Below are 24555 nucleotides of genomic sequence, written 5' to 3' on the forward strand. Positions count from 1 at the left end.
CCTGTCATGGTGGGAAGAGCGAGCTTAACACCATCGATTACCAACCGAATTTCAATTCCATTCCCAGGTAATTGGCATTGCCACCGCCGGCCGTGCGCAAGCTGTCGCCGGCCTGGAAGTGCACCGCTTCGAGCGAGGCCGTCAGGTTCGGATTGATGCTCCAGTCGCTGCGCAATTGCGCGTAGGCACCGGTCCAGCGGCTGCCCTGCCCGGCCGTGCGCGGCACGCCCGACATGTTCTGCACGTAGACCGCGTCGCCGGTGCTCTGGCGCCACTGCAGGCCCAACGATGTGGTCACGCTGAGCGCCTTGGCCGGCTTGAAGTTCAGCGACGGCTTCAAATGGATCAGGTTGCTGTAACCGGTCAGGCCCGCCAGCGAAAAATAGTAGCCGTTGGCAAACAGGGGATTGAAAGTGCCCAGCTTGCCATCGCCCGCGTGCCGGTCGCCCGAAGCCATGTCGAACTGCAGGCCCACGCGCGGCGTCCACGGTGTGCTGGCAAAGGTATAGCCGGCGATCGAGCCCAAGGCCCAGGCCTGCGCCCGTTGGGAACCCACCTGGCCGCGCTGCAGCATGCCTTCGATATCCCAGTCAACACCGCCGCGCTTGCCGTTGTAGCGCAGGTCATATACGTCGCGCCGCTCGTTGCCAGCCGCGTCGAGAAAACGCGCCGCGTCGCGGCGGTAGCGCGAGTAGTAGCCCGACACATCGCCTGGCCCGAAGCCTTGGTATTCCACGCGCAGGCCATCGAGGCGCAGCTGGCCGTTGGAATAATCGTCGAAGGTGTTCTCGCTGCGGTTCTGCACCGGCTGCGTGGCGTAGCCGATCAGGCGCCACGGCCCATGCTCCCAGTCGGCCCAGACGCCGTCAAACGACTGGCGCACATTCGGACCATCGCGCGCGGCGATAAAGCGCTGCAGGTCGAAGGCCATTTGCTGGCGGCCCACGCGCAGCTTGACGGCGCCGTTGTCGGTCGGCACGGCCACGGTGGCAAACAGCTGCTCGACGTCCAGCTTGTCCTGGTCCGGCGGCGCCAGCGCGTGCTTTTGAAAAGCGCGCGCGTCGACCAGCTGACCGAACACCTGCACGTACTGCCCCAGGCGCAGGTCGGCGTGCACATTGGCGCGCTCGATCACGTAGCCGTCCGGACGCGCGCTGCCGGCGCCGAACAGGGGCGTGGCGATATGTTCATAGCGCTCGCGCAGGCCGGCGCCCAGCGACAGGTAGGAGCCGCCGTCGCCGAGCGGCAGGTATTTCAAGCCGTCCAGCGGCTGGCGCGCCAGACAGGGCTCGGCCAGCGCGCTCCAGTTTTCATTCCAGCGGTTGAAGTTGAGCGCGGGGCGCTGTGCGTCGCAGGCAAGCTCCTGGGCGCCGGCAACCCCGCCGCTGAGCAGCGCCAGCACGGCGCAGCACAGCCGCATGGCGCGCTTAGTGCACGGCATCATGGATCTCGCTGATATAGCCGCCAGGGAACTGCAGCATGGCGCTGGCATTGCCCTTGCTGGTTTTCAGTGGCGGCACCAGCACCGTCACGCCATTGGCGGCGGCCTTGGCCAAAGTGGCCGCCATGTCGTCGACCTGGTAGCCGGTGCTTTCACGGCCATACGGGAACGGCAGCTTGCCGTCGCTGACAAACACCGTCATCTTGCCGAAGCCCGAGGTCAGCTGCACGCGGCGAATCGCCTCGCCGCCGCGGCCGATCTCGCCGCCGTCGACTTTCTCGTCAGCGACCACGGTCGCATGCGCGAACTGCTTGAACTGGGCCAGGAACTTGTCGGCTGAAATAGGTGAAATATACACGCGGTTGTCGGGCACCGAGTGCAGCGCCGGATACGACGGCGCCTTGGTATGCCAGTACAGCTGCAGGTTGATGCCGCCGGCCCACTGGATCAGCACATCCTTGCCGATCGGATCGTCAAACGGCGCCACGGTCACGTCGGCGCCCGCTTCGACGGCGGCCTCGGTCGCCTGATAGATATCGGTGACCAGATAGCCATTACGTTCCAGGCCGAAGCCGTAGGGGATCGGCGTCTGGAAGGCGAACACCGACAGCATGCCGACCGGCGTCTGGATGTATTGCGAGGCTGTCTTGCTCGGTGTGGGCGTGACGGTAAACACGGCGCGCGGCGAGGCCTTGCCGCCAAAGGTACCGACAAAACTGGTCACAAAAGCGTCGATGTCGGCGTTCTGCACATACACATGGGTGGTGTCGTACTGCGGCGCGACGGACACGTCGGGCGCGGCGAAAGCGGCCAGCGGCAGGGACAGCGCGGCGACCAGCGCGCCGGCGGCAAGACGGTTGAGCAAGGAAGGAAGTGCCATGGAAAACTCCTGGAAAAGGGATGGCGGCCTGATTGACCGTATCACCGCACTGTACGGAAAACTGGCCCGCGCTTGACCTGCCATTGGGTCAGGTAAGCAGGCTTTGGCACCCTGATCCTATGGCAGGTTCGAAGCGCAAGCGAAGCCGCTACAGTGGGCTGGTTTATCAGGCAAGGAGAAACGGCATGATCCGATGTGTACGTATCTGGACCGGCGCGGACAGCAACTCCGTGTTCGAGGAAGGCAGCATTGCGCTGCACGCTGGTGAGCACGGTGAGCGTGGCGATATCTTCAGCGAAGTCATGCAAGCGGCCAGCATTTCCTGGCGCGAGACCGCCAGCGGCGGCGCTTTTGCCGCGCACAATGCACCGGCGCGCCAGTTCGTGCTGACCTTGAGTGGCACGCTGGAATTTCGCTGCGCTGACGGCGCCACTTTCATCATCCGCCCCGGCGACCTGCTGCTGGCCGAAGACACCACCGGCAGCGGCCACAGCTGGCGGCTGATCGGCGAGGCGCCGTGGCGCCGCGCCTATGTCATCGTGGGCGAGCACGCCCGCACCCTGTTCATCAAAGGAGAGCCATCTTGAATCCCACCATTGATATTCCCTGCCACGACATCGTCCTGATCGGCGGCGGCATCATGAGCGCCACCCTGGGCGTGCTGCTCAAGGAACTTGATCCGGCATTGTCCATCGTCATGTTTGAAACACTGGACGACTGCGCGCAGGAAAGTTCCGGCGGCTGGAACAATGCCGGCACCGGCCACGCCGCCAACTGCGAAATGAACTACACGCCGCAGCGCGCGGACGGCAGCATCGACATCAGCAAGGCGCTGGAGGTCAATACCGAGTTCGACATCTCGCGCCAGTTGTGGGCATATCTGGTGCAACAGGGCGCAATCCCCGATCCGCGCGCCTTTATCCACCCTTGCCCGCACATGAGCTTTGTGTGGGGCGAGGCCAATGTCGCCTTCTTGCGCGCCCGCTACCAGGCCATGTCCGCGCACCATTGCTACCACGGCATGCAATATTCCGAGGACCGCGCCACCATTGCGCAATGGGCGCCCCTGATCATGGAAGGGCGCGACGAAGGCCAGCCGGTCGCCGCCACCCGCATGGTGAGCGGCACCGATGTCGATTACGGCGCCCTGACCCATCTGCTGGTCGATCATCTTGCGGCGCATCCCGGCTTTGCCGTGCGCTACCACAGCAAGGTGACGGGGCTGGCGCGGCAGGCGATGGATGGCTGGCGCGTGACGGTCGAGGATACGCGCGGCGGCGGGCAACAGAGTGTGTTGGCGAAGTTTGTGTTTATCGGCGCCGGCGGCGGTGCCCTGCCGCTGCTGCAACAGTCGGGCATCCCGGAAGCGAAGGGGTATGGCGGCTTTCCCGTCAGCGGCATCTGGCTGCGCTGCGACGTCGACGCCGTCAGCCAGCGCCATCACGCCAAGGTGTATGGCAAGGCCGCCAGCGGTTCGCCGCCGATGTCGGTGCCGCACCTGGACACGCGCATCATCGACGGCAAGCAGTCGCTGCTGTTCGGCCCGTATGCGGGCTTTTCCACCAAGTTCCTGAAACATGGCTCGCCGGCCGATCTGTTCGCGTCGCTCACGCACGACAACGTCATCCCCCTGTTCGACGTGGCGCGCGACAATCTGGCGCTGACCGAATACCTGATCGGCCAGGTGATGCAAAGCGCCGAGCACCAGTTCGCGGCGCTGAAGGAATTTTTCCCGCTGGCGCTGCAGCAGGACTGGAAAAAAGCCGTCGCCGGCCAGCGCGTGCAAACCATCGCGCCGCATGAAAGCGCCGGCTGGTTCAAGCACGAGGAAGGACAACTGCAGTTTGGCACCGAGCTGGTAGCGGCCGCCGACCATTCCATCGTCGCCCTGCTGGGCGCCTCGCCGGGCGCGTCGACGGCCGCCTACATTGCGCTGCAAGTGCTGCAGCGCTGCTTCGCCGAGCGCCTGCAGGACCCGCGCTGGCTGGCGCGCCTGACAACCATGCTGCCGACCTATGGCATCGACCTGAAGCAGGACGCCGAAGCCTGCCGCCGCAGCCGCGCCGAAACGGCCGTACTGCTGCAGATCGACAATGTCTGAGCCAGGAGAGCATGCGATGAATGACACCCACAGCCAGCCGCCGGTGCTGCACGATGTGCCGATCAGCCTGGCCGCTACCGGCCTGCGCCAGGAATTCGATTCGATGGGCACGATCGACGTGCCTGCCGACAAATATTACGGCGCGCAGACGGCGCGCTCGCTCGTGCATTTTTCGATCGGCGACGACCGCATGCCCAAGGCCCTGTATCACGCCTACGGTGTCGTCAAGAAAGCTTGCGCACTGGTCAACCAGGCCGAGGGCCGGCTGCCGGACTGGAAGGCGCAGGCCATCATCCGCGCCGCCGACGAAACCATCGCCGGCAGCCTGGACGAGCATTTTCCGCTGTACGTCTGGCAAACCGGTTCCGGCACGCAGTCGAACATGAATGTCAACGAGGTGCTGTCGAACCGCGCCATCGAGCTCTTGGGGGGCGTGCTGGGCAGCCAGCAGCCGGTCGGCCCGAACGACGACGTCAACCTGGGACAAAGCTCGAACGACACTTTCCCCACCGCCATGCATATCGCCGCGCTCGATGTGCTCGAACGCCGCCTGCTGCCCGAAGTGGACCGGCTGGCCGCTGTGATCGAAGCCAAGGCGGCGGCCTGGATGGGGGTGATCAAGATCGGCCGCACCCATCTGGAGGACGCCACGCCGCTGACGGTGGGCCAGGAATGGTCGGGCTATGCGGCCCAGCTGCGCGCGGCCATGCGCGCCATCGAGGACAGCCGGCAGGGCCTGTACGAACTGGCCGTCGGCGGCACGGCGGTCGGCACCGGCATCAATGCGCCGGCGGGCTTTTCCGTCAAGGTGGCGCGGCAGATCGCCACGCTGACCGGCAAGCCTTTCGTGACCGCGCCGAACAAGTTCATGGCGCAAGGCTCGCTCGACGCCATGGTGCGCGCGCACGGCGCGCTGCGCGGCCTGGCGGTGGCGCTGATGAAAATCGCCAACGACATGCGCTGGCTGGCGTCGGGCCCGCGCTGCGGCCTGGGCGAACTGAAACTGCCGCAGAACGAGCCGGGATCGTCGATCATGCCGGGCAAGGTCAATCCGACCCAGTGCGAAGCCATCGTCATGATCGCCATCCAGGTGATGGGCGACGACAGCGCCGTCGCCTTTGCCGGTTCGCAGGGCAATTTCGAGTTGAACGCGATGCGCCCGATTATCATCAACGCCTTCCTGCATTCGGCCACCATCCTGGCCGACGGCTGCGAAAAATTCCGCCGCTATTCGGTCGAAGGCACGCAGCTCGACGAACAGAAAATCGCCGGCTTCGTCGCCAACAGCCTGATGCTGGTGACGGCCTTGTCGCCGGTGATCGGCTACCAGAAGGCGGCCCAGATCGCCGAACAGGCCGAGGCCAGCGGCAGCACCCTGCGCGAGGCGGCGCTGCAATCGGGTTACGTCGACGCCGCCACGTTCGACCGCGTGGTCAACCCCGGCGCCATGGTGGGCAGCGGTGTCGGTGGCGCCTGAGACGGCTTGAAGGACTCCGTCAATGGGTGAAGCCTTGTAGAATCGACGCTATTCCAGCTACCGGGGCACGCCATGACCGCTTCCACCGCAACAAGGACGCTGCATATCGCCAGCAAGCTGATGTCCTTTCCCCCATACGCAAACTGTCCTCGACAAGGTTCCCGCTTCGTCCGCCCGCGTGCGCCCCCGGCGGAGCCGGTCGCACCTAACCTATCCCAGTAGATGAACCATGCAGAGGCGCGGCCCAAGCTTGGCTGCGTTGGCTATCCACGATTGCCCACTAACCGAGGTTTTCCATGAAGCGCTTTTTAATGTGTTTGTTGTTCGTGGTATCGCCACTGGTGGCGCAGGCAGCCGATATCACCGATAGCCAGTTGATCGAAGGTGCCGTACGCGACTATATCGAGTCGCAGCACCAGACCGATCCGGCGCGCATGGAACGCGCGCTCGACCCCCAGCTCGCCAAACGCACCTATTGGCAGGCGGCCGACGGCACGGAATTCATCATGAAAACCGACATGGACACCATGCTCAAGGTGGCCAGGAACTACAACCAGGATGGCACGAAATTCCCGACGCATCCACGGGTGGACATCAGGATCCTCGATATCGATCAGCGCGTGGCGACTGTCAAGTTGAGTGCCGATGAGTGGATCGATTATCTGCACCTGTATAAAAACCAGCGCGGCGAGTGGAAGATCGTCAATGTGCTGTGGCAGTACTACGATACGGCGCGTCAGGTCAGCAAAAAATAGTTGCTGCCCGTCGGCACTCCCATCAAAACGGGCGACAAGTACGCTTGCTTAATGGTGATTAGCCCTTGGCAATGTTCCTTGGTGGGACCTTGTCCCGAAGGTGCCAGCGCCTGACAATTACTGGTAATGCCACGTCAATCACTGCGGTCCCCTATATACAATCTCCGTGTGTTGTCAAAGAACATTGTGTAAACAAGAAAAAACCCTGTAAATCAACGATCTACAGGGTTTAGTTTACAAACCGGGGCTTGTTGTACCTCAGAACGGTTATGAGAACTTTTTTTTGTAACTAAGACGTGTAACTGAGTGGTGGCCGATGTTTCAGCGCCCACCCCTTCCAACTCCGTAAATAACATCCCTTAAACGACGTTCTTAGTTACATTCTGGCCGACTCGTCATACGGCGGCTATATCCCTTTTTACACTGTCGCTTCTTCGAACGCGAACTGCACTCTGTAAGTCACCAGCTTCAGCCCAGGAATGGCCCTCGCCGCCCAGCGCACCGGCTCCGCGAACGCACTTGCGACCAATATGGCCCGTGGCGGCGTGCCCTCTTTATCGGCGTACCACCCAATGTACCTGGCGATTTGGCCGATAGATGAGTCCTTCGCTTCTCCTGCTTTCAGCTCGATGATTACCGTGCGCCCCTCGGCGTCCCGCGCGAGTAAGTCGAGCCGACCGACGTCGCTGGACTCTTGGCGGGACACCAGCCTCAGGCCTGGCTCAAGGACGTCAAGGTGGCTGACGATTTGGTCTTCCAGGTCCCGTTCGAGGCTCAGGCTGCTTTCAACGTACTCAGTCAGCTCCTGCTGCGTCGATTCGTCCACAACCGATGCCGCCAGTTCGCTTGTTTCTAGTGCGGCGTCATTGGTGAAGACGACAAACCCGTTTTTGAAGTTCGGGGAGGCTCGTAGGCCTGCATCTAACCAGTATCTAGCATGCGGCTGACTTGCTGCGTTATTTGCCCACCACGCGTGGTATTGACGTGCTGACGCAGGTAGGCCGCCGAAAACCACTTTGTCCAACTCGTCAAATGACAGCATGAACTGAGCATTAGGGTTTGCAAGCAGGTGCTGCGTGAGCTGGGCGTAGCGAGACATTCGGGCCTTTTTGTTTATATAAAAGTTTCAACCTGCGACTAGCTTACTTGGCACCGACGCACGGCAACTCTTAACTTGGGTGGATTGCCCTATACCACGCCATCCAGGGCGGACTCAATACCCATTCGTTTAGGCTCACTGGGAAAAAGTGATAACAGCCTCACGCAAGTCTGCAGGGAACGATACGAGTTCATCAAAGCCTAAGTGCGGGAGATACTCCTCAATAAGCTTTGTGACAAGACGTGCTTGGTTCTTGTCTCGGTGCTTCTTGATGGGGTCTCTGTCTTTTTGGCCCGACATCCACATTTTGAAGAGCACAAATGCCCGCGGGTCGATGGTTGTCATTTTGGCCATTGCGCCATCATCGCCAACGACGACGGAGTCAAATTTTGGGGCACTTAGCATCCAGTCCGCATTGCGCGAGCGCACGGCCCAGAAGTCATCTGCGTGCTCGCTCATGCGTCCAGGCTCTTTGTCGCTCCCAGGCCCGGCGCGGCGTAGAAGGTCGACTTGGTAGCCATCCCGGTTCACTGCGGTAAATAGGTCGGGAGTAGCTTTGAGCTCGAATGATTTATCAACACGCTTAAGAAGGCCTAGAAGCCCGGATGGTTGAAGTTTCTCTCGCGTAGCCAATGTTAGACGCTTGCGGTTGTCCCACAGGATGTCGAGGTCGTCCGTGGCCAGATGTTCTCTCTCGATACGAACACCGGCAGCAGCTTCGTAGCAGTAGAGTGCATTCGTTCCAACTACCAGCGTGTTGTCCTGCAGTCCGGCGTCACGGAGGCAATTAAGAATTCCAACTACAGTTGAGTCTACTCGGCCAAGAAACTGCGCACGGTTGAGGCGCGTATTAAGTTCCAGTTTCTTTCGCAATCCTTCGAGTCGTTCTTCAACTGCATTTTTCTTGACAAAAAAGGTTTCATAGATAGCCTCAGTGTTTGGCGAACGTGCTCCTAGGCTTCTCTGTGTCCCTCTGCGGGAAACTCGAATGAGATATTCGCTCCCAGATGTAGCCCGCCAGCGTATCGTCCCCTCATAGTCGCGGGCTTGAACCTCGGCAGCTCGCACCGCTTCAAAAACCTCTCGAGCGTTGATGTACTGACGTCGCGCGTCACCGTCTAGTAGTGTGAATCCGTAGTCGATTTCCATGAACGGATTTTATACCCTAAGTGTTTGTTTTTCAAAGGTTTTCACAAAAATCTAGAAAAATAGGCGAAAACTTGTGAAAATCCTTTAAAATCAATTACATAGAAAATATTACATGTCTTCCCGCAGATTAGATAAATAGTGCCATGTCGTCGCGTTGGATAGGAGGTTGCTGATGAACCTCCCAGTTCGCCAGACCTTCAAATTCAGCCTTGGAGTATATGCTCGAAGTCCCAACACTCAACGCTGATTACACTATGGATACTGAACTCGACATCCCCCAACCGGATGAAGCCGAAGCGGAGCTTGCTGTGTCGCTGCCGGAAGATTTTCCTCGCCCAAAGAACCTTGGCACCGTTTCAGGCGCCCAGGCCAAGTTCCTGATGACTCGCTACCAAGGCCGCTTCTACAGCCCTGGCTGCACGCCGCCGGAGCTACTCGAGCGCAGGAACAACTGCGAAGACCTTGCGCAATAACTCGCCATAAAAGTCCCTTGAGTCCAAAGGCAGAAAACGCTCACACATGTCAGAGACAGAGATTCTCGACCAATATTTGCCGCGGCTGATTGCAACGGGCTGGGTATCCGAGCCGGAGGCCAAGTGGGTAATGCGTCGAACCGCCGAGCTGGTTGGATGGCAGGTTCCTCCGTCCGACGCAGTTGACGCGAAGGTCTAGGAGATACTGCACGCGGCACGCGCACGTGGACCGGTTGGCCCCATTGCGACTCCGGAGTCAATCCGTGACGGCGACGAGTGCATGGTTTCTGTGCTTTGCCAAGCAAGCACTTCCGCGTGATTTTTAGCGGTGTCGGGTAATGTTCGAATAGCAAGCCCCGTAACCTTCAGTGTAGACTGCATGCAGAACATCTCACACGGGACGAGCATGGCGTCTGAATACCTGAGCTACGTGAAACAAGACGAAGAGCTCTATCGCATCGTCGAACAGGCGCTGCCGGGTTTGGAGACTCTTAACGTGCAACAAGTGGAATCCTTCATTTTTTATTTGAAGTCCCTCCACGGTTACAACCCGGCCAGCGAGAACCACGTCGCCTACTACGACCGCTTCAGCAAGCAACTTGAGGAACTCCGCAATAGCGAATCCCAAGAGGCATTGCAAACCAAGGCCACACGGTTGATGTTGTTGGCAATGGTCGCCGGCGGTGTCGGCGGAATCGTTCTTGCAGTGGGGGCGGTAATTATGCTGGGGGGCGCGGCGGGTTGGGGGACGACACTTATCATCGCAGCCTTAGGATTCTTCGTGCTGGCCGAAGTCCGATTCGGCAAGCCCGCCCTGGAAACCGCCAAGGAACAGGACCGGCGGTACTTCTTGGAATCGCTCCGCTCGGCGCGCGCCTGCAATGAATTAGACTGGGCAGGTCTGTTCAGCCACAACGGTGTTACCCAACCAGGTCCACAAAGTGACGCTGATATCGAACAAACGGGAATACGAATAGCAGAGTTGACCCACCAACTTCGCACCGCACTCTATAACGACGAATATATGCAGTATTCGCATCCCACGGAACGATAGTCTGAACCGCGGGATATAGTCCAAAACCCACACCTTCTGCATGGCGCGAGCACTGCATCAGGTACCGCAACACGTCGGGCCGCAGACTGGTCCCCCTGGGCGTTGTGGTCTACATGGGTCATGCGGCCATACCCCGCCAAATTGAACCCAGTTCTACCGGCCAAATCCTTGGTGGGCGCGCTCCTAACGCTGCTGTAGCCGCTGCCTCACAGGCCATGTTGTGAAGACAGTCGCGCAGAAGGTCTCCTAAGCTCCTACCGGAGCCGGCCCGAAAACTCGAATCCGCTGTTGTAGGTGCCACCGCGATGGCGGCATAGCGGTAGATGGCATTTCTGTGAGCGTGCTAGTGCTGCAGCAAATCTAGGATATCAATCTTCAATACTTCGGCTATTTTTTCGATATTGTCGAGAGAAACAGTGTCGAGCGCACTCTCTATACGAGAAAGAAAAACTCGGGACAGACCCGAATGCTCCGCCAAAACATCCTGGCTCATACCTCTTTTTGCACGCCAATCCCTTAGATTACGAGCGAGTCGTTCTCGGGCTGTTTTGACTGTGTAATGGCTGCTCATGACAGCCATAGCATGAGTTATATACTTTACTCGGTCTATAAAGTATACGATACAATATTTCATATTACGGAAAATCAGACTTGCTGCGTGCTTCCACGTCAGTTGTCGACTCTGTTTTTTTCTGCCGCCATAGAGGTAACGAAGTTTGGCGCAGTTTTGCTCCTTACATTTACTAGCAGAACGCATCCACATAACGTTTTGACCAACGCAATTTTTAACTACGAAATGACTTCAGCTCAATTCCTTTCTTCCTATTGCATTTTTTCAGCTGCAGTGGGTGCATCCCGTGCAGGCCTGCCCTCGGGCCGGGCCGACGCCGATAGCAAAGCGGTGGCAAAAGCGTTCAAGGAGGCGACCAAGGGACTGGCACGGTCAGACTTGGCCAGCATCACGGAGTACTTGCATTGGATAACTACGCAGCCTGGGTGCGTTGGAAGTAAGCTGACCCAGGCCTGTGCGACTGAGTTCCGTCTCGACCGTGCCATGGGAAGACGTGGACGTGAATTAATTGACGATGGCACCTTAATCACCGCAACTGAGCTGGGTCTTCGTGCTGGCTTCACCGAAGCTCGCCTACTCAGGTTGGTACATGAACGAAAAATCTTCACGATGCCGCACTGGGTTGACGGGGTTTTTGGCGATGACTATTACCCTGCTTTTTTCGCTGACTCGCAGTACGACCCAGCCCGTCTTGCTGCTGTGTCAAAAGGACTGCTTAGCATTGATGGAGTTCGTAAGTTTCGTTTTTTCACAACCGAGCACGTGGACTTAGGCAATCAGACACCGTTAAAAATATTAGCCACTAATGGAGAGCAAGATGGCGCCGTAGGGTACGGGCAGAAACTTGAACAGGTGCTGCTGGCAGCAAAGGAATTTCGACGACGAGTACCTAAAACGAGGTTGAGCCTATGACACGGCATGACGGAGCTCACCCTGTTTGCACATCCGCCAATCTTGCCGACGCCGGGAGGGAACGCGAAGTACACAGTCATCAGCTTGGCTTTGCTAGAAGGGGCCGGCAGTTTCTGCTGCTATTAGTGGCTGCCCTCACGCCGTTAGTCAGTCAAGCTTACACCGCCATCGCGCAAGTCGACGGGATACCACACGGCACGATTTACGCCGCGTCGAGTTACGCAACTCAAAAAGAGGCCGACTTGGCTGCAGTAAAAGGATGCAGAGCGTATGCAAAAGAAAGCGGCCTTGCTAAGAAGGCGGCAACGTGCGCCGTAATACATAGGCAAAAAGGCTTCGGCGGCGGTGCGATGGTGTGCGGGGTAAGAGGATGTGCAATGAGCACAGGTGTCGACACGCAGCAGGACGCCGTAGACCGAGCATTTCGCCAATGTGAGGAAAAGAAGCTGGGTGATTGTCAAACTACTGATATCACAAGTTGGTGGGACGAGACAGGGTATCCCCAGCCGAATACACCTAAACGAGAGCCGAGGGCAAATTGCGGCCCTCCCCCTGGGCGAACAGTTCGGTCTACCTACCAGTGCATTAACGGCGACTGCGTACGTACGTTTGAAAATGGCTGCACGCAGCGGTTCCAAGCCCAGTATTGCCACGACCCCTTTAGTGGTAAATGGGATTGGAAACCGGATGGATGCTAGGCCTGGATACGCAGCCGCAAACTCCATTCGAAACAAGCTCTCAACTGTCAACCCATATACAAAATTTTCATACCTGCCCCCAAGGGCCTACGCTTGTACATACTCATGAGAAAAATGAAAACTCTACAAAAAATTTCAGCAACGGCAGCCATGCTTATCATTGGTGGATGTGGCGGAGGGGGTTCCAGTAGCAATGCCGGCTCGTCCGCGCCACCAACAACGGTGACGCCGCCAGTAACGGCGGCGCCAACGACCGTAACCAACATTTTGACCGGCGCGGCTGCGCCAGGTGTCGCTACCCAGAATATTCGAGGCACCGCATATGTCGGCGCCTCCGTGACCGCGTACAGCGTGCAGGCGGATGGTAGCCCTGGTGCGGCGTTAGGTGCTCAGGTCACTGCGGATGTCAACGGCCAGTTCGCTATCACAGCAACCACTGCCCCTTTGGGCCCGGTACGCCTTGTGGCGGTTGGCGGAACAGTAGCCCGTGCTGCAGACAACACAATTCAGCCCGGCGGTTCGCTGGAACTAATAACGCCGTTCGTGACAACCGAGTACAACAACTTCAAAATTAGCCAGCTAACTGATATCGCGGCTAATGCGATGACGGCGAGCGCACGTAAAGGTGCGACATTGGCCAACGCATTCGTCGAGGGTATGCAGCGCGTGCTCGAGCTAGATGTTGCAAACGCCGTTTTCCTACAGGACAAGTCGGTATACCTGAATGTGCTGAAAGGGTCAGTCAAGAGTGACACAACCTATTACGGTGCGCAATCGTTACAAGGCCAGGAACTCCTTAACGGGCTGGAGTACCTCGGCGTGATGCTGGACCTGCCAGCCCAAGCGGTGGTCAAGGCTGTCGGCACCGCGGCTCAGGGCAGCTACGCGTTGGCCAATGTAGATGGCTCGGGCATGCCCATCAGTGTCGGGACCTGGGCGAATGGCACGTTTAACCCAGGCGCAACGATGACCCTACAGGCCCTCCGGGATACTAAAACGCCTGATGCGCAAAAAGTATCGGGGACTGTTGCCGGCACTAAAGTCGCACCTCGTCTAAACGAGTACGTGAGTCGCTACCTGGTGATGGACTTCGTCATGGATACTGCGTGCCGCAGCAATGCATCGCTGTATTTCACTAGCCGTTATCCGTACTACCAGGTTGATGCTCAAGGAAAAATGCCCGCAGCCGATTGCAGCGCGGCAGCGCAGCGCATCGCTGACCTCAAGGCGCGGGTCGCAACGAACAACAGTACTCGAATGAAGTAACTGGCCAAGCACGATGCGGCTGCAATCACGGCGGAGCGATATTTGGAAGCGGCTCTGTCGCCGGGCGTTGCCTTTGCAGCTAGTCACTTTTGTTGCCTTACTGGAGCGTCGAAATGCAACAGTTGAATGGTGATGAAGAGGTGCCTGGTGGGCCGTTATGGGTCTGCTATTGCGACTTCGACGGAGTGACGCATTTTGACTCTGTCTACGTAAGTTCCAGCCGTGGGATTCATATGACGGCGCACGGACACGAACTTTTCGAATGGGCACCGATTTTGGAACGGCTGCTACAACCATTTCCAGAAGTTGAAATCGTACTGAGTACATCGTGGGTGCGCGCCCGAAGTCTTGAGTTTGCTAAGGCTCAGCTTTCCCCAGCACTTCAGGCAAGAGTGGTTGGTGCAACCTTCGACAATCGCGTAACCCAAAAGCTGGATTTCGACCTGATGTCGAGAGGCCTGCAGGTATGGCGGGACGTCGAGCGCCGCAAGCCAACAAAGTGGTTCGCGATTGATAATGACGACCGAGGCTGGCCAGCGTGGTGCAGAGACCGTCTCATTAAAACGGAAGACCATCTTGGACTCAGCTGCATCAGTGTGCAGAAAGCAATTCGCAAGGTCTTAGCTTCTTTCTGATTCGTCCGAGATTATCGCTGCAGGGGGTGTGCTCCTAATCGAATGAAGGGTACCGGAATACACACATGGAATCGCCTACAGCAACTGTCGCTGCGAGTCAGCCAACTCAGTCAGCGTGGTCCTCGCCGGCGCCTGTCAGAGGGCCGCCACCGGGGCGCATACTGTTGAGTAGGCGACGCTAGAGTGCGGCCGCAAAGTGAAACGACCAGTGATGGCCGACCACTAAGTCTTGCGGTGCACGCCGCGCCGTGACGCTCTTACAAACCGACGGGCGGGTGGTTATCGTCTCGTGACACTCTAGGACTCCGGAGCAGCGAGTGAGGCAACGGAACCGCCTTTGCTCTATCCCAATGCCAGCCAACGATTTACTGTGTCGAGCTTGCCCCGCTTGGCATACCCACCATAATCCACAATCTCTAGGAGAAATGAACATGTGTGCAACCGCCCTCAAAAAAGCAGCCCGGTCCCCGGAATGCGCGGCAGCGGCGTGCCTTTTCAAACAGCTCGCTGTGCTTTTCGCTTCGCAGTCCACAAATAACAACCTTAGACTGGAAACTAAGCAGCTTGATGGATTGATGACTGCTTTTAAACAGGCACCGGTCGAGGAAGTTGCCGCAGTGAGCCAGATTCTTAGGGAGATTTTGGCGTTCTTGTCCCATCTCGACGAGAATTCGGTGAGCACGAACACGGCACGTGCACGCGTTAAGGTCAAACCGGCGGCAGCACCCGAAAAAGCAGCTAAAACTGAAGATGCATCGGTCGGTTGCCCCGACCAGCCCATACCTGGCGCTCGTTGAGCCCGGCGTCGCCGCAAAGCTGGCGAAAATGCTCGAGGCCCTGTGCGCCGGAGTCCGCTTGGACGCGGTAACAAACGTTGCGAGGTCAACTTCCTCTTCCACGGTGGACCGTCTTTTTTGCTCTGCCCAATGTCACAGAAGCGGAGGTCCTCAGCGCACTTGGGGAGAATGCCAGAGCCGACGAGATACTCGGACAGGCTCGAGCGAGGCGTGACAACATCATGTAGCCGTCCGATAGCACGGCCGCAGCAGTTCGAATGTCACGCCCTTTCGCCTCAGTTCGTTGTATACGGTCGGCTGAGCTGATGCCAACCGCCGCCCAGACGACTGTTCGCCCGGCGGCAACGGCAGCAACTGCAGGTGCATTTCGAAAAACGCAGGGCGCGTTTATGAATTGAAAGCGAGAAATCAAATGACAAGTTTGCAAGAGAAGAGCAAGTTGCTATCCCGGTGGCTTCGGCACCGGCCGGACGCTATCGGCCTTGAAATCGATAAACGGGGATGGGTTGCGGTTGCTGAGCTGCTCTTGAAATCAGCGAGTGCCGGCGTCGTACTCACTCAAGATGAGCTGATGCAAATAGTGGTCGAAAATGATAAGCAGCGATTTTCGTTGAGTGAGGACAGAACGCGTATCCGCGCGGCACAGGGGCACTCTGTCGATGTTGACCTGAAGCTTCCGGTAAAAACCCCGCCCCCGGTGCTATTTCACGGTACGGCGCAAAAGTTTATCGCATCGATTCGCCGGCAGGGTCTGCTACCAGGCACGCGCCGAGACGTACATCTCTCTGCAACGAAACAAACTGCATCCGAGGTAGGTGCGCGACGGGGTACGCCGGTCGTGCTCCTCGTGGAAACATTTCCACTGCTCCGTGATGGGTACCGGTTCAGATGCTCGGACAACGGTGTGTGGTTGACTCCGACCATCCCTGCTAGATACATTCGGTTTCCAGATAAATGAATGTACTGGCGACGCTCAAAGCCTCCGTCGCGCCATGACACTTTTGCACACCGACGGCCCTCAGCTTCACCCACCAAACCCATGACTTGTCCTCGTCCGATGCGGTGGGATACATCAAGGGGAGTGGCGACGGGCGCGAGAAAATATGAGGGGCATGCTGGTAGCATGCCCCTCATCAAATTATGAAATGTCTTTCAACAAGATTTCATCGGTGCCTGAATGAGTTTGCGGCGCACCTGAAGTTGCAGACACGCGTGCTTCTTTGACCGCGTAAAAACTCTTCTCTGCGGCTGTATGGGCGTCTTTATATGCCTCGTCAGCGTGCCGGTACAAATCTCGGGCCTTGTACTGCATATTCATGAGCATACGGTGAGCAGGGGTATATGCCTCTTCAGCCTCATGAAACCTATTCTTCTCCAACGCTCGCTGCAAATTGATTGCGTGCTCACATACTTCTAATGTTGCGCGAAACTGGAAATCGGCGGAGTTTGCCACTTCTCTTGCAGCACTACGGTGTTCGACTGCAGCGTGGTATTCAGTTTCGAGCTTAACAAGGTTCGACACGTCGGATGTAGTCAGCATAATTTTGTCCTTTGGGAAATCATTTTCGGGGCGCAGGAAGCGCCTACTTTTGGTATAGGCACAAGGGAGCGAATCTTGTTATATGCATTGAGAATATTTCTTCCCATCCGGAAAAAGGAAAATTAAGGCGGCTAATGACCGTTTCAGTCTGCTCAACGTCGCACTTCGCCTAGCCCTCGGTGAGATACTCCGCAGTGTATGCGGCGAGAGTGACCTGTAAAAGCCGGTACTCCCTCAACATTGCTCGGTCGGTTGTTTCCTTTATCTGTTCGTCGGTCCAACCGGCAGCACGAGCGGCGCGACTGAAACCGGCGAGAAGGGAAAGTGCATTGTCGTTTGTGACCTTAAAATCAACTGGGGCACGGGAGGCGGTAGGGTTCATGTTTATGATTTCCATGGTGAAGTAATGGGTGCTCGAATTGGGACTTGAATCTTCTAGTTGCTATTTGCCGCTTGTCGCGTTTACGTGAGACTCGACGTGGCCTGCGAGCCAGGCATCAACGTCGCCCCGGCGCCATCGCAGGAGCCGCGTTCCTGGAGTATGCAGGCGAGGAGGAACGGCCAGACGGTTGCGGCGGATGTCTTTTTTTATTGTTTCCGGGCTACGGCCTAGCAAGTCGGCTAAGTCCAAAAGTGAATTTTTCATATGTTCTGCAAAAAATTATGTGAAGCACCCGAGGCGCCAAAAGAATGAGCTGGGCGCCGACAGATGCCGGTAAGCGTCATTGAGTGACGGCACGTGTAGCGGATGGATTTATATGCGGGCAGCGACTCGTTACCTTTTCATGCCAGCTCGATATTCTGTTTCAGCTACCCAGCAAACCACTTCCGTACGTCGCCATCGCAGAAGTTCTCCAAAGCCATGCGCCCTCGGTGGTAACTCCCACGCTCGACACCGGAGCCGTCTCCGTACGGTCGCGACACTCAAGCCCAACATCTCCCCCAGTTCGACGACATCAAGGTAATTTGTTGGCATTTGGTCTCCAGGAGGCGCGTTCAGTTGAAATTCGTACCTCATGTAGATAGCTTATTTATCGCGGCGAACACTAGCTAGGCGGTGCCGCACGCGCGTTCTTTATAGTGGACCCACGATTTGAGACAGCAGTTTAAGCTATGGTCCTCACAGGAGGATGGCGGCGAATGGCGGAGATAAAGAAGCGGAAAGTGCACAGCGCGGAGTTCAAGGGAAAGGTCGGTCTTGAGGCCGTGCGTGGTATCAAAACGGTGAACGAGATCGCGCAGCATCACGGTGTCCATCCTGTGATGGTCAGCCAGTGGAAGAAGGAGATCCTTGCCCGAGCTGGGACCCTGTTCGAAGGTAAGCGGGGACCGAAAGTGGAGGCGGCACACGAGGACGAAGACCGGCTGTACGGCGAAATTGGTCGCCTTAAGATGGAGTTAGATTGGCTTAAAAAAAAGTCAGGCCTGTAAGCGGCGCGGTGCGGTTGGAATGGATCGTCGCCGGCGAGATATCGCTGTCGCGACAATGCGAGTTGGCGGGTGTCTCGAGGGCGACCGTGTACCGGCCACGGGAGGCGGCGCGTCCTGATGACGATGAGCTGACCTTGTGTGCGCTGATCGATGAAGAATTCACGCGGCATCCGTTCTACGGGAGCCGGCGGATGGTGGTGATTCTGACGCGGCAAGGTTGGATGGTTAACCGCAAGCATGTGCAGCGATTGATGCGCATGCTCGGGCTGGCGGGGATGGCGCCGGGGCCGGGCACGGCAGTTCAACATCCAGGGCACAAGGTGTATCCGTATCTACTGCGTGGCGTGGCCATCGTGCGGCCAAACCATGTCTGGAGTACAGACATCACGTATATCAGGCTGGCACGCGGCTTTGCGTACCTGGTCGCGATCATCGACTGGTACTCGCGGCGCGTGCTGACCTGGCGCATCAGCAACAGCATGGACGCGTCATTTTGCGTGGACTGTCTGGAGGAGGCATTGATCGATCACGGCAAGCCTGAGATCTTCAACACCGACCAGGGCAGTCAGTTCACGAGCGTGGCCTTCACAGGGGTCCTGAAGCGTGCAGGAGTTGACATCAGCATGGACGGGCGGGGCCGTGCATTGGACAACATCTTCGTGGAGCGCCTGTGGCGCAACGTCAAGTACGAGGACGTGTACTTGAACGGCTACGCCACGATGGGCGACCTGCATGCAGGATTGACGCGGTACTTCGCCTTTTACAATGGCGAGCGGCCGCACCAGGCGTTGAACTATCAGACGCCGGATGTAGTGTACAAAAGTGGCGAAGGCGGTGGTGCCTTGATCCTCGATAAATACGGCAGCGTGCCTGCGCTGGAATCACCTGAGACAAAACCAGGGCACGATGCAAGCAGTGCTGGGGAGCATGGGGCTCCGCCCCAAACCCCGCCCTGCCGGGAGCCGACCGAGATGACTCCCATGCTCACGGGTGGGTAAAATTAAGCAAGACAGGGCAGCGCTGATCTGCTGCATGCAGGATCAAGACCATAGCTTAAATTCAGGCAAAAACTGTCTTGACGGATGGGTCCACTTTACTTCCTGCACGTCTATGTTGGCCGAATGCTTGAGTCGTTTAATGTGGCGGCCAAGTACAGCGCTCAGCGCTGAGTTCACGGAAGCGTGAGATATGCACACTAGGGCGGTGTTGTTTCGTATGGAAGACTTGAGGCTCCAAGCCACACGTCAGCCAGGTTTGGCCTGAATTCCTTCCGACCCGTCAGACAGAAATACCGTTGCATTGGCCGTCGAGTCTATGCAGGTACACGAGCGGGTTCCCCTCAGCGGGCATGTCCGCTCAGGCCCAACCCAGCACTTACCCTCGCTCATTCAAGTTGTGTTGAACCATTTTGCCAATCCATCATTCGAAATTGGCATGATGTCGCTTAGCGTGGTGCGCTTGGAGAAGGCTCCAGGCATGCTACGTATGCGCTCGTAGCCAAAAGAGCTGCTGGCAAACGGCATGAATTATTTTTAACGTGCGTTGCGTTCATCGGCTACGACTCGACTCTCATTTTCGCACTCGCGTGATTAATCTTTACTTTTCGGTCTTGCGTTTCTCGATGCTTTGCCCCAAGCGCGCTAGTACCGCATTGACCCCACGAGGTTGAGGGTTTAGCGGTTGCGGAGGAAAGATGGAATCGAAACCACGTGCACGACCAAACCCTTGCGCTATCTTCACCAAGAGTTCAATGGAGCCAGTTCCTGTGGACTCGTAGCGCTTAAACGTTCGCAATGGTATGCCACACACTTCGGCGAACGCGGCCTGTGAGAGGTTTTGGCGCCGACGTTCAAAACGCACTCTGTCACGAAGCAGAATTATCAGATTTTCGGTATCAAGGGCTCCAGCAGAGCCAAAGTCGGGCATAGCCATATCAAAAAGTGCCATTTCTGGCCCCAAAATTGTGGATAACTTGAATATTAGCATTTTTTTAGTGTAAGCTGTTTTATATCAATTCATGGCAACTGGCACGTTTCTTTCCATATGCACTTATACTTTTGCCATTTTTTACAATATATTGATTTTTATTCGCTGTTTTAACTAGATACAGTAGTTGATTTATTTAAATCAAATTGTGGATAAGTTTTTGTCATGGGGCGTTATATGTCATTTTTAGAAAAATATGAAAGCGCTCCGGACTACGATGTCCCGGAGTACCATGTTCTTGCCCTCTCAGGAGGCGGGTATCGAGGCTTGTACACCGCGACCATACTCAATCAGCTCGAGTCACTCTTGGGAAGGCCATTGGCGAACCACTTCGACTTGATATGTGGCACGTCGGCGGGTGGGTTGCTTGCGCTTGGCTTGGCTGCAGAAGTACCCGCAGAACAGTTGCAGGCTCTATTCGAGGTGCACGGTAAGAAGATTTTCGGAAATCGCAATCTGCTACGGCGGTGGGCAGGGTTCCTGTGCATGGCGAAACATTCAAGCCATGGGTTGCGAGACTTACTTGGTCAAACTTTCGGAAGCAAAACAATAGGTGATTTACGTCATCGTGTACTTATCCCCACCGTGAACTATTCAACTGGTATGGGGCAATTCTTTAAAACCCCCCACCACCCATCCTTTGAGTTAGACCATCGCATGAGCTTGACAGACATCGGGTTGGCCACGTCGGCGGCGCCGACCTATTTCCCGATTGCTCAAAACAATCGGGGCGTATACGTGGACGGCGGGTTGGTTGGAAACGCTCCGGGACTTTTCGGGTTGCATGAGGTACATCAGTTTATTGCACCTGCTAGGAAGATTCGTGTCCGTGTTCTGTCGATTGGAACCATGACAAGCGGAGCCACTATGCCATATAGCTCAACGCTCGATAGGGGAATTTGGCAGTGGAGAGAAAGCTTGTTTAGTTTGGTCATATCCGCTCAGGAGTCGTCTGTCGACTACATGCTTAAACAGCTTTTGGGCGGTGATTATGTATCGCTTGATGAAAAGCCTACTCCTGAGCAAAGTACCGACATTAAGAAACTTGATAAGGTCTCGGTGGCGGCCACTAACACACTAAAGGACAGGGCAAACCATACGTTCCAACGGAGCATTGGCGAGGCAAATTTCCAAGTCTTCCGTAAGCACATCGCTCCAAAGCCAGCTTTTTACCACGGTCCCAATAAAAATTCGGAGATACCAAATGCTTAACCTCAGTGTCTTGTTTAACAATAGCAACGAAGAGCGCCCAGCCTTTCTGGATGCACTGACCTTAGATTCTTATCAAAAAGTCATACTTGAATATGCGCGTAAAGAGATTCGTGAGTGCTTGAAGCTTGGTCTACCCAGAGTGTTGCGGGCACGCGGCTATGAGTTGGACGTTCCCACTCCGCGATTTTTCACTCAAGGTTCATGGTCGTATAAGACCCTTAATGCACCCGCTCAAACGCCGCAGCAGTGCGATTTGGATGACGGAGCATATTTGCCAATGGGCTTTGTGACTCAAACGAAGCGTCCGAGCAAAGCAGCCTCCCTATTCTTCAGCGCAGCGGAAGAGGCACTGGAGCCGTTGGTAAAAATGCGTGGATGGAAGCAGTCTGAGAGGCCGACTTGTATTCGCGTTGAAGTCTCATTAGACGCCCACGTGGATATACCCCTGTACGCTATCCCAGACACGGAGTTTGAGCTGCTGAAAGCGCGTGCTTCATATGCGATGGATAGTGTAGAAGACGCCGTAACACGTTCTGAACGGGATGCATGGACGGCCCTGCCAAACGACCAAGTGCTTCTTGCTCATCGTGACAAAGACTGGATTGAGTCTGACCCTCGACCTCTAAAAGACTGGTTTTTGAATGAGGTGGATGCAAAGGGTGAACAGCTTCGCCGCGTTATCCGCTATATAAAAGCATATCGTGATTGGCGATGGAGCCAAGGCGGGCCCGCCTCCATCTTGCTGATGGCGGCAGCGTCGCCGCTGTTTAAGGCAAAGCACGCACGAGATGATTTGGCGTTGCTTGAAGTGTGCAAAGCTCTACCCAAGACCTTACGGGATGGCGTGGATAATCCTACCGAAAAAGCAGAGTCGTTAACGGCTCGGCTGGGTCCGGAAGGCGTTGAAGAAGCCGCTGAAGCGTTCGAGAAGTTCGCCGGTGTTCTAGAAGCGGCAATCAGCTGTTCAGATGCGTCACTGGCCTGTCGCTGGCTTCAGGAGCAGTTGGGCCAAAGGTTCCCATTTGAACCTTATTGGGTGCCAACACCATCGGCCCGTGAAGCTGTACTTGCAACGGCAGCTATCCCAGGGCCATCCGAAATCGTCGGGCGCAACAAGTCTGCGTGACACAAATGGCGGCCGCAAACAAGATATCCGAGGTGGTCGAGGCCCTCTCGCATTATGAGTTCAGGTACGAGTGCACTTTAGACGTATTTTTAGTATTCCAAGGAGTACTTCGACACGAAAGGTGTGCCTACGATTGTGAAATGTATATTGCGAAGGATTTTGCATCGATTCCTCTGATTCGGTTGAAAACAATCCCTGGTATCTTGGGAGCAGTAGCCATATCGTTATACACAAGTCGGCAGGCGTCCCACGCGCCGCCCTGAAAGTCGTTAACTTTCAAGGACTTACCTGAGGGGCTTGTAAACTTTGCCGAGATCGCGTTTACTCTTTGACTTTGGGTGACGCATTGACCAAGGTATCGAGCCGCTGGACGGAGCAAGAGTTTGCTGGACTGGACTTGGGCGATGCTCGCCTCGACAAACGAGCGAGAACACTGATGGAACGATTTACGGCAAAGCCGACGGCGAGCATTCCCGAGGCCTGCGACAGTTGGAGCGAAACCTGCGCGGCCTACCGCTTTCTCGCCAATGATGATGTGTCTTGGGAGGCCATCCTGGCCCCGCATTGGGAGCGTACCCGCGAGCGCATGCAGGCCCATCCTGTCGTGCTGTGCATCCAGGACACGACCGAACTCGATTTCAACGGCCAGGAAGCGGAGGGGCTTGGGCCGCTGAACTATGAGGCACGGCGCGGCATGTACCTGCATCCGACCTACGCCGTCACGCCGACACGCGAACCGCTCGGCGTGCTCGATGCCTGGATGTGGGCGCGCGCGAAGCGCGGCAAGGACGGCGTACGTCCCGGACAGAAAGAAAGCGCGCGCTGGATCGAGGGTTACGAACGCGTGGCCGAGATGGCCGCGACGTTGGCCGGCACACGGCTGGTGTACGTGGCCGACCGCGAGGCCGACGTAGTGGCGTTGATGCGTCGCGCGCGTGACTTGGACACGCCGGCCGACTGGCTGGTGCGCGCCACACACAACCGCAGTGTGGACGACGGCGAAAAGCTGTGGGAGTACACTTGCAGCGGTACGGCCCTGGGGGAAATCAGCTTCACCATGCCGGCCCGCGAAGATCAGAAGGCGCGTGCTGTGCGCCAACAACTGTGGGCCCGGCAGGTCGAGATTGCCGACGGCAAAGGCGGGCGCCTGGGCGTGACCTGCGTGGTGGCGCGCGAAGTGGGCGCGCCGGCCGGCAGCGAGCCGGTCGAATGGCGCCTGCTGACCAATCGGCCCATCGAGACGGTCGAGCAAGCCGTCGAATTGATCGAGTGGTACCGGGCGCGCTGGGAGATCGAGATTTATTTCCATGTGATCAAAAATGGTTGCAAGGTCGAAGCGCTGCAGCTATCGGCCATCGACCGCATCGAGCGGGCGCTGGCCTTGTTCATGGTGGTCGCCTGGCGCATCACCTTTCTGATGCGGATGGGCAGGACCTGCCCCGATCTCGATGCCGCGCTGTTCTTCGATCCTGACGAGATTCGTGGCGTCCATTTGCTGACCAAGAAGAAGATGCCAGCCTCGCCGCCCACCTTGAACGAGATCGTCCGCCTGATCGCCCAAGTCGGCGGCTTCCTCGGTCGGAAAAGCGACGGAGAACCCGGCGTCAAAACCATCTGGCGCGGATTGAGTCAAGTTCACGCCGCAGCCGAAACATTACGCGCACTGCGCGATGGGCTTGGCTGACTTATGTATAACGATATGAGCAGTAGCTCCTCATCTAAGCGCAACGGGTTGGCTGTGCTACCTTTCTCGGTCTTCTACAGTTGTCAATATTTTCGACCCTGTTGGCCAGACTATCGCCTTTGTTAAGCGGGCCGAATACGTCTTGGGGCAGATTCTTGATGGTTCGGTAGTGGACGATTTGGCTGATGAATTCTTCGCTTACTGGGGAAGCGGCGGCAGTAATTGCTTTTTTGATGTGGACGACTTTGAATCCAAATCGCTGCAATTG

At 57.0% G+C, this 24555-nt stretch carries 22 protein-coding genes and 2 pseudogenes; 16 read left to right on the forward strand and 8 right to left on the reverse strand.

Annotation, left to right across the window (positions count from 1 at the left end):
- Nucleotides 1-37 precede the first annotated feature (37 nt).
- Nucleotides 38-1444: an alginate export family protein gene (locus CD932_RS09435; protein ID WP_254926539.1), complete on the reverse strand. Its 1407-nt coding sequence runs from the start codon at nucleotides 1442-1444 to the stop codon at nucleotides 38-40.
- Nucleotides 1428-2321 carry a glyoxalase gene (locus CD932_RS09440; RefSeq protein WP_094442413.1) on the reverse strand — a complete coding sequence of 298 codons (894 nt, stop codon included), beginning with the start codon at nucleotides 2319-2321 and terminating at the stop codon, nucleotides 1428-1430. The genes CD932_RS09435 and CD932_RS09440 overlap by 17 nt, the downstream gene beginning before the upstream one ends.
- A 185-nt stretch (nucleotides 2322-2506) precedes the next feature.
- Between CD932_RS09440 and CD932_RS09445 the strand changes: the two genes are divergently transcribed.
- The 4 genes from CD932_RS09445 to CD932_RS09460 all read left to right on the forward strand — a co-directional run bounded on the left by CD932_RS09445 (nucleotide 2507) and on the right by CD932_RS09460 (nucleotide 6654).
- Nucleotides 2507-2908: a hypothetical protein gene (locus CD932_RS09445; RefSeq protein ID WP_094442414.1), complete on the forward strand. Its 402-nt coding sequence runs from the start codon at nucleotides 2507-2509 to the stop codon at nucleotides 2906-2908.
- Nucleotides 2905-4422 (forward strand): malate dehydrogenase (quinone), encoded by a 1518-nt coding sequence (gene mqo / locus CD932_RS09450; protein ID WP_176460920.1) that lies wholly within the window; start codon nucleotides 2905-2907, stop codon nucleotides 4420-4422. The genes CD932_RS09445 and mqo overlap by 4 nt, the downstream gene beginning before the upstream one ends.
- Nucleotides 4423-4438: 16 nt before the next feature.
- Entirely contained in the window at nucleotides 4439-5899 is a 1461-nt protein-coding gene (fumC, locus tag CD932_RS09455; protein WP_094442415.1) for a class II fumarate hydratase, read from the forward strand.
- Between the two features lie 296 nt (nucleotides 5900-6195).
- Nucleotides 6196-6654, forward strand: coding sequence for a nuclear transport factor 2 family protein (locus tag CD932_RS09460; protein ID WP_094442416.1), 459 nt, complete (start codon nucleotides 6196-6198; stop codon nucleotides 6652-6654).
- Between the two features lie 418 nt (nucleotides 6655-7072).
- Here the strand turns inward: CD932_RS09460 and CD932_RS09465 are convergent, their stop codons facing one another.
- Together CD932_RS09465 and CD932_RS09470 are read right to left on the reverse strand one after the other, a co-directional pair.
- Entirely contained in the window at nucleotides 7073-7753 is a 681-nt protein-coding gene (locus CD932_RS09465; protein WP_094442417.1) for an endonuclease NucS domain-containing protein, read from the reverse strand.
- A gap of 135 nt (nucleotides 7754-7888) precedes the next feature.
- Complete coding sequence (locus CD932_RS09470) at nucleotides 7889-8902, reverse strand: nucleotidyltransferase domain-containing protein (protein ID WP_094442418.1); 1014 nt, start codon at nucleotides 8900-8902, stop codon at nucleotides 7889-7891.
- Between the two features lie 218 nt (nucleotides 8903-9120).
- On the opposite strand from CD932_RS09470, the gene CD932_RS09475 reads away from it, so the two are divergent.
- Nucleotides 9121-9375: a hypothetical protein gene (locus tag CD932_RS09475; RefSeq protein WP_141213213.1), complete on the forward strand. Its 255-nt coding sequence runs from the start codon at nucleotides 9121-9123 to the stop codon at nucleotides 9373-9375.
- A 379-nt stretch (nucleotides 9376-9754) separates the two neighbouring features.
- Nucleotides 9755-10429: a hypothetical protein gene (locus tag CD932_RS09480; RefSeq protein ID WP_094442420.1), complete on the forward strand. Its 675-nt coding sequence runs from the start codon at nucleotides 9755-9757 to the stop codon at nucleotides 10427-10429.
- A gap of 343 nt (nucleotides 10430-10772) precedes the next feature.
- Here the strand turns inward: CD932_RS09480 and CD932_RS09485 are convergent, their stop codons facing one another.
- Nucleotides 10773-11063: a helix-turn-helix domain-containing protein gene (locus CD932_RS09485; protein WP_369679837.1), complete on the reverse strand. Its 291-nt coding sequence runs from the start codon at nucleotides 11061-11063 to the stop codon at nucleotides 10773-10775.
- Between CD932_RS09485 and CD932_RS28145 the strand changes: the two genes are divergently transcribed.
- The 5 genes from CD932_RS28145 to CD932_RS09510 all read left to right on the forward strand — a co-directional run bounded on the left by CD932_RS28145 (nucleotide 11013) and on the right by CD932_RS09510 (nucleotide 16266).
- Nucleotides 11013-11912, forward strand: a complete 900-nt coding sequence (locus CD932_RS28145) for a hypothetical protein (protein ID WP_141213214.1) — start codon at nucleotides 11013-11015, stop codon at nucleotides 11910-11912. The two genes, CD932_RS09485 and CD932_RS28145, sit on opposite strands and share 51 nt — an antisense overlap.
- Nucleotides 11913-12724: 812 nt before the next feature.
- Nucleotides 12725-13876, forward strand: coding sequence for a hypothetical protein (locus tag CD932_RS09495; RefSeq protein ID WP_141213215.1), 1152 nt, complete (start codon nucleotides 12725-12727; stop codon nucleotides 13874-13876).
- Nucleotides 13877-13989: 113 nt separating this feature from the next.
- Nucleotides 13990-14511, forward strand: coding sequence for an HAD domain-containing protein (locus tag CD932_RS09500; RefSeq protein WP_094442423.1), 522 nt, complete (start codon nucleotides 13990-13992; stop codon nucleotides 14509-14511).
- Between the two features lie 431 nt (nucleotides 14512-14942).
- The gene (locus tag CD932_RS09505; RefSeq protein ID WP_141213216.1) at nucleotides 14943-15308 is read left to right on the forward strand and encodes a hypothetical protein; all 366 of its coding nucleotides are present in this window, start codon (nucleotides 14943-14945) and stop codon (nucleotides 15306-15308) included.
- A gap of 412 nt (nucleotides 15309-15720) precedes the next feature.
- Nucleotides 15721-16266 (forward strand): RNA 2'-phosphotransferase, encoded by a 546-nt coding sequence (locus tag CD932_RS09510; protein ID WP_094442425.1) that lies wholly within the window; start codon nucleotides 15721-15723, stop codon nucleotides 16264-16266.
- 180 nt (nucleotides 16267-16446) lie between these two features.
- Here the strand turns inward: CD932_RS09510 and CD932_RS09515 are convergent, their stop codons facing one another.
- On the reverse strand, nucleotides 16447-16848 hold the full coding sequence (locus tag CD932_RS09515) for a hypothetical protein (protein ID WP_094442426.1): 402 nt from the start codon (nucleotides 16846-16848) through the stop codon (nucleotides 16447-16449).
- A 169-nt stretch (nucleotides 16849-17017) separates the two neighbouring features.
- Nucleotides 17018-17230, reverse strand: coding sequence for a hypothetical protein (locus CD932_RS09520; protein WP_094442427.1), 213 nt, complete (start codon nucleotides 17228-17230; stop codon nucleotides 17018-17020).
- A gap of 758 nt (nucleotides 17231-17988) precedes the next feature.
- Between CD932_RS09520 and CD932_RS09530 the strand changes: the two are divergent.
- Nucleotides 17989-19142, forward strand: a pseudogene (locus tag CD932_RS09530) (IS3 family transposase); the annotation flags it as partial.
- Between the two features lie 733 nt (nucleotides 19143-19875).
- Here CD932_RS09530 and CD932_RS28150 read toward each other — a convergent pair.
- Nucleotides 19876-20226: a helix-turn-helix transcriptional regulator gene (locus CD932_RS28150; protein ID WP_141213217.1), complete on the reverse strand. Its 351-nt coding sequence runs from the start codon at nucleotides 20224-20226 to the stop codon at nucleotides 19876-19878.
- A 216-nt stretch (nucleotides 20227-20442) separates the two neighbouring features.
- Here CD932_RS28150 and CD932_RS09535 point away from each other — a divergent pair, with 216 nt between their 5' ends.
- From CD932_RS09535 to CD932_RS29310, 4 genes and pseudogenes are all read left to right on the forward strand, one after another.
- Nucleotides 20443-21477: a CBASS cGAMP-activated phospholipase gene (locus CD932_RS09535; RefSeq protein ID WP_094443563.1), complete on the forward strand. Its 1035-nt coding sequence runs from the start codon at nucleotides 20443-20445 to the stop codon at nucleotides 21475-21477.
- The gene (locus CD932_RS09540) at nucleotides 21470-22603 is read left to right on the forward strand and encodes a cyclic GMP-AMP synthase DncV-like nucleotidyltransferase (RefSeq protein ID WP_094442429.1); all 1134 of its coding nucleotides are present in this window, start codon (nucleotides 21470-21472) and stop codon (nucleotides 22601-22603) included. Before CD932_RS09535 ends, CD932_RS09540 begins: the two co-directional genes overlap by 8 nt.
- Nucleotides 22604-22949: 346 nt before the next feature.
- Nucleotides 22950-24287, forward strand: a complete 1338-nt coding sequence (locus CD932_RS09545) for an IS4 family transposase (protein WP_094442111.1) — start codon at nucleotides 22950-22952, stop codon at nucleotides 24285-24287.
- A 37-nt stretch (nucleotides 24288-24324) separates the two neighbouring features.
- Nucleotides 24325-24489, forward strand: a pseudogene (locus CD932_RS29310) (hypothetical protein); the annotation flags it as partial.
- Nucleotides 24490-24555 lie beyond the last annotated feature (66 nt).

It is taken from the genome of Janthinobacterium sp. PC23-8 (assembly GCF_002250505.1).
Classification (GTDB): Bacteria; Pseudomonadota; Gammaproteobacteria; order Burkholderiales; family Burkholderiaceae_D; genus Janthinobacterium.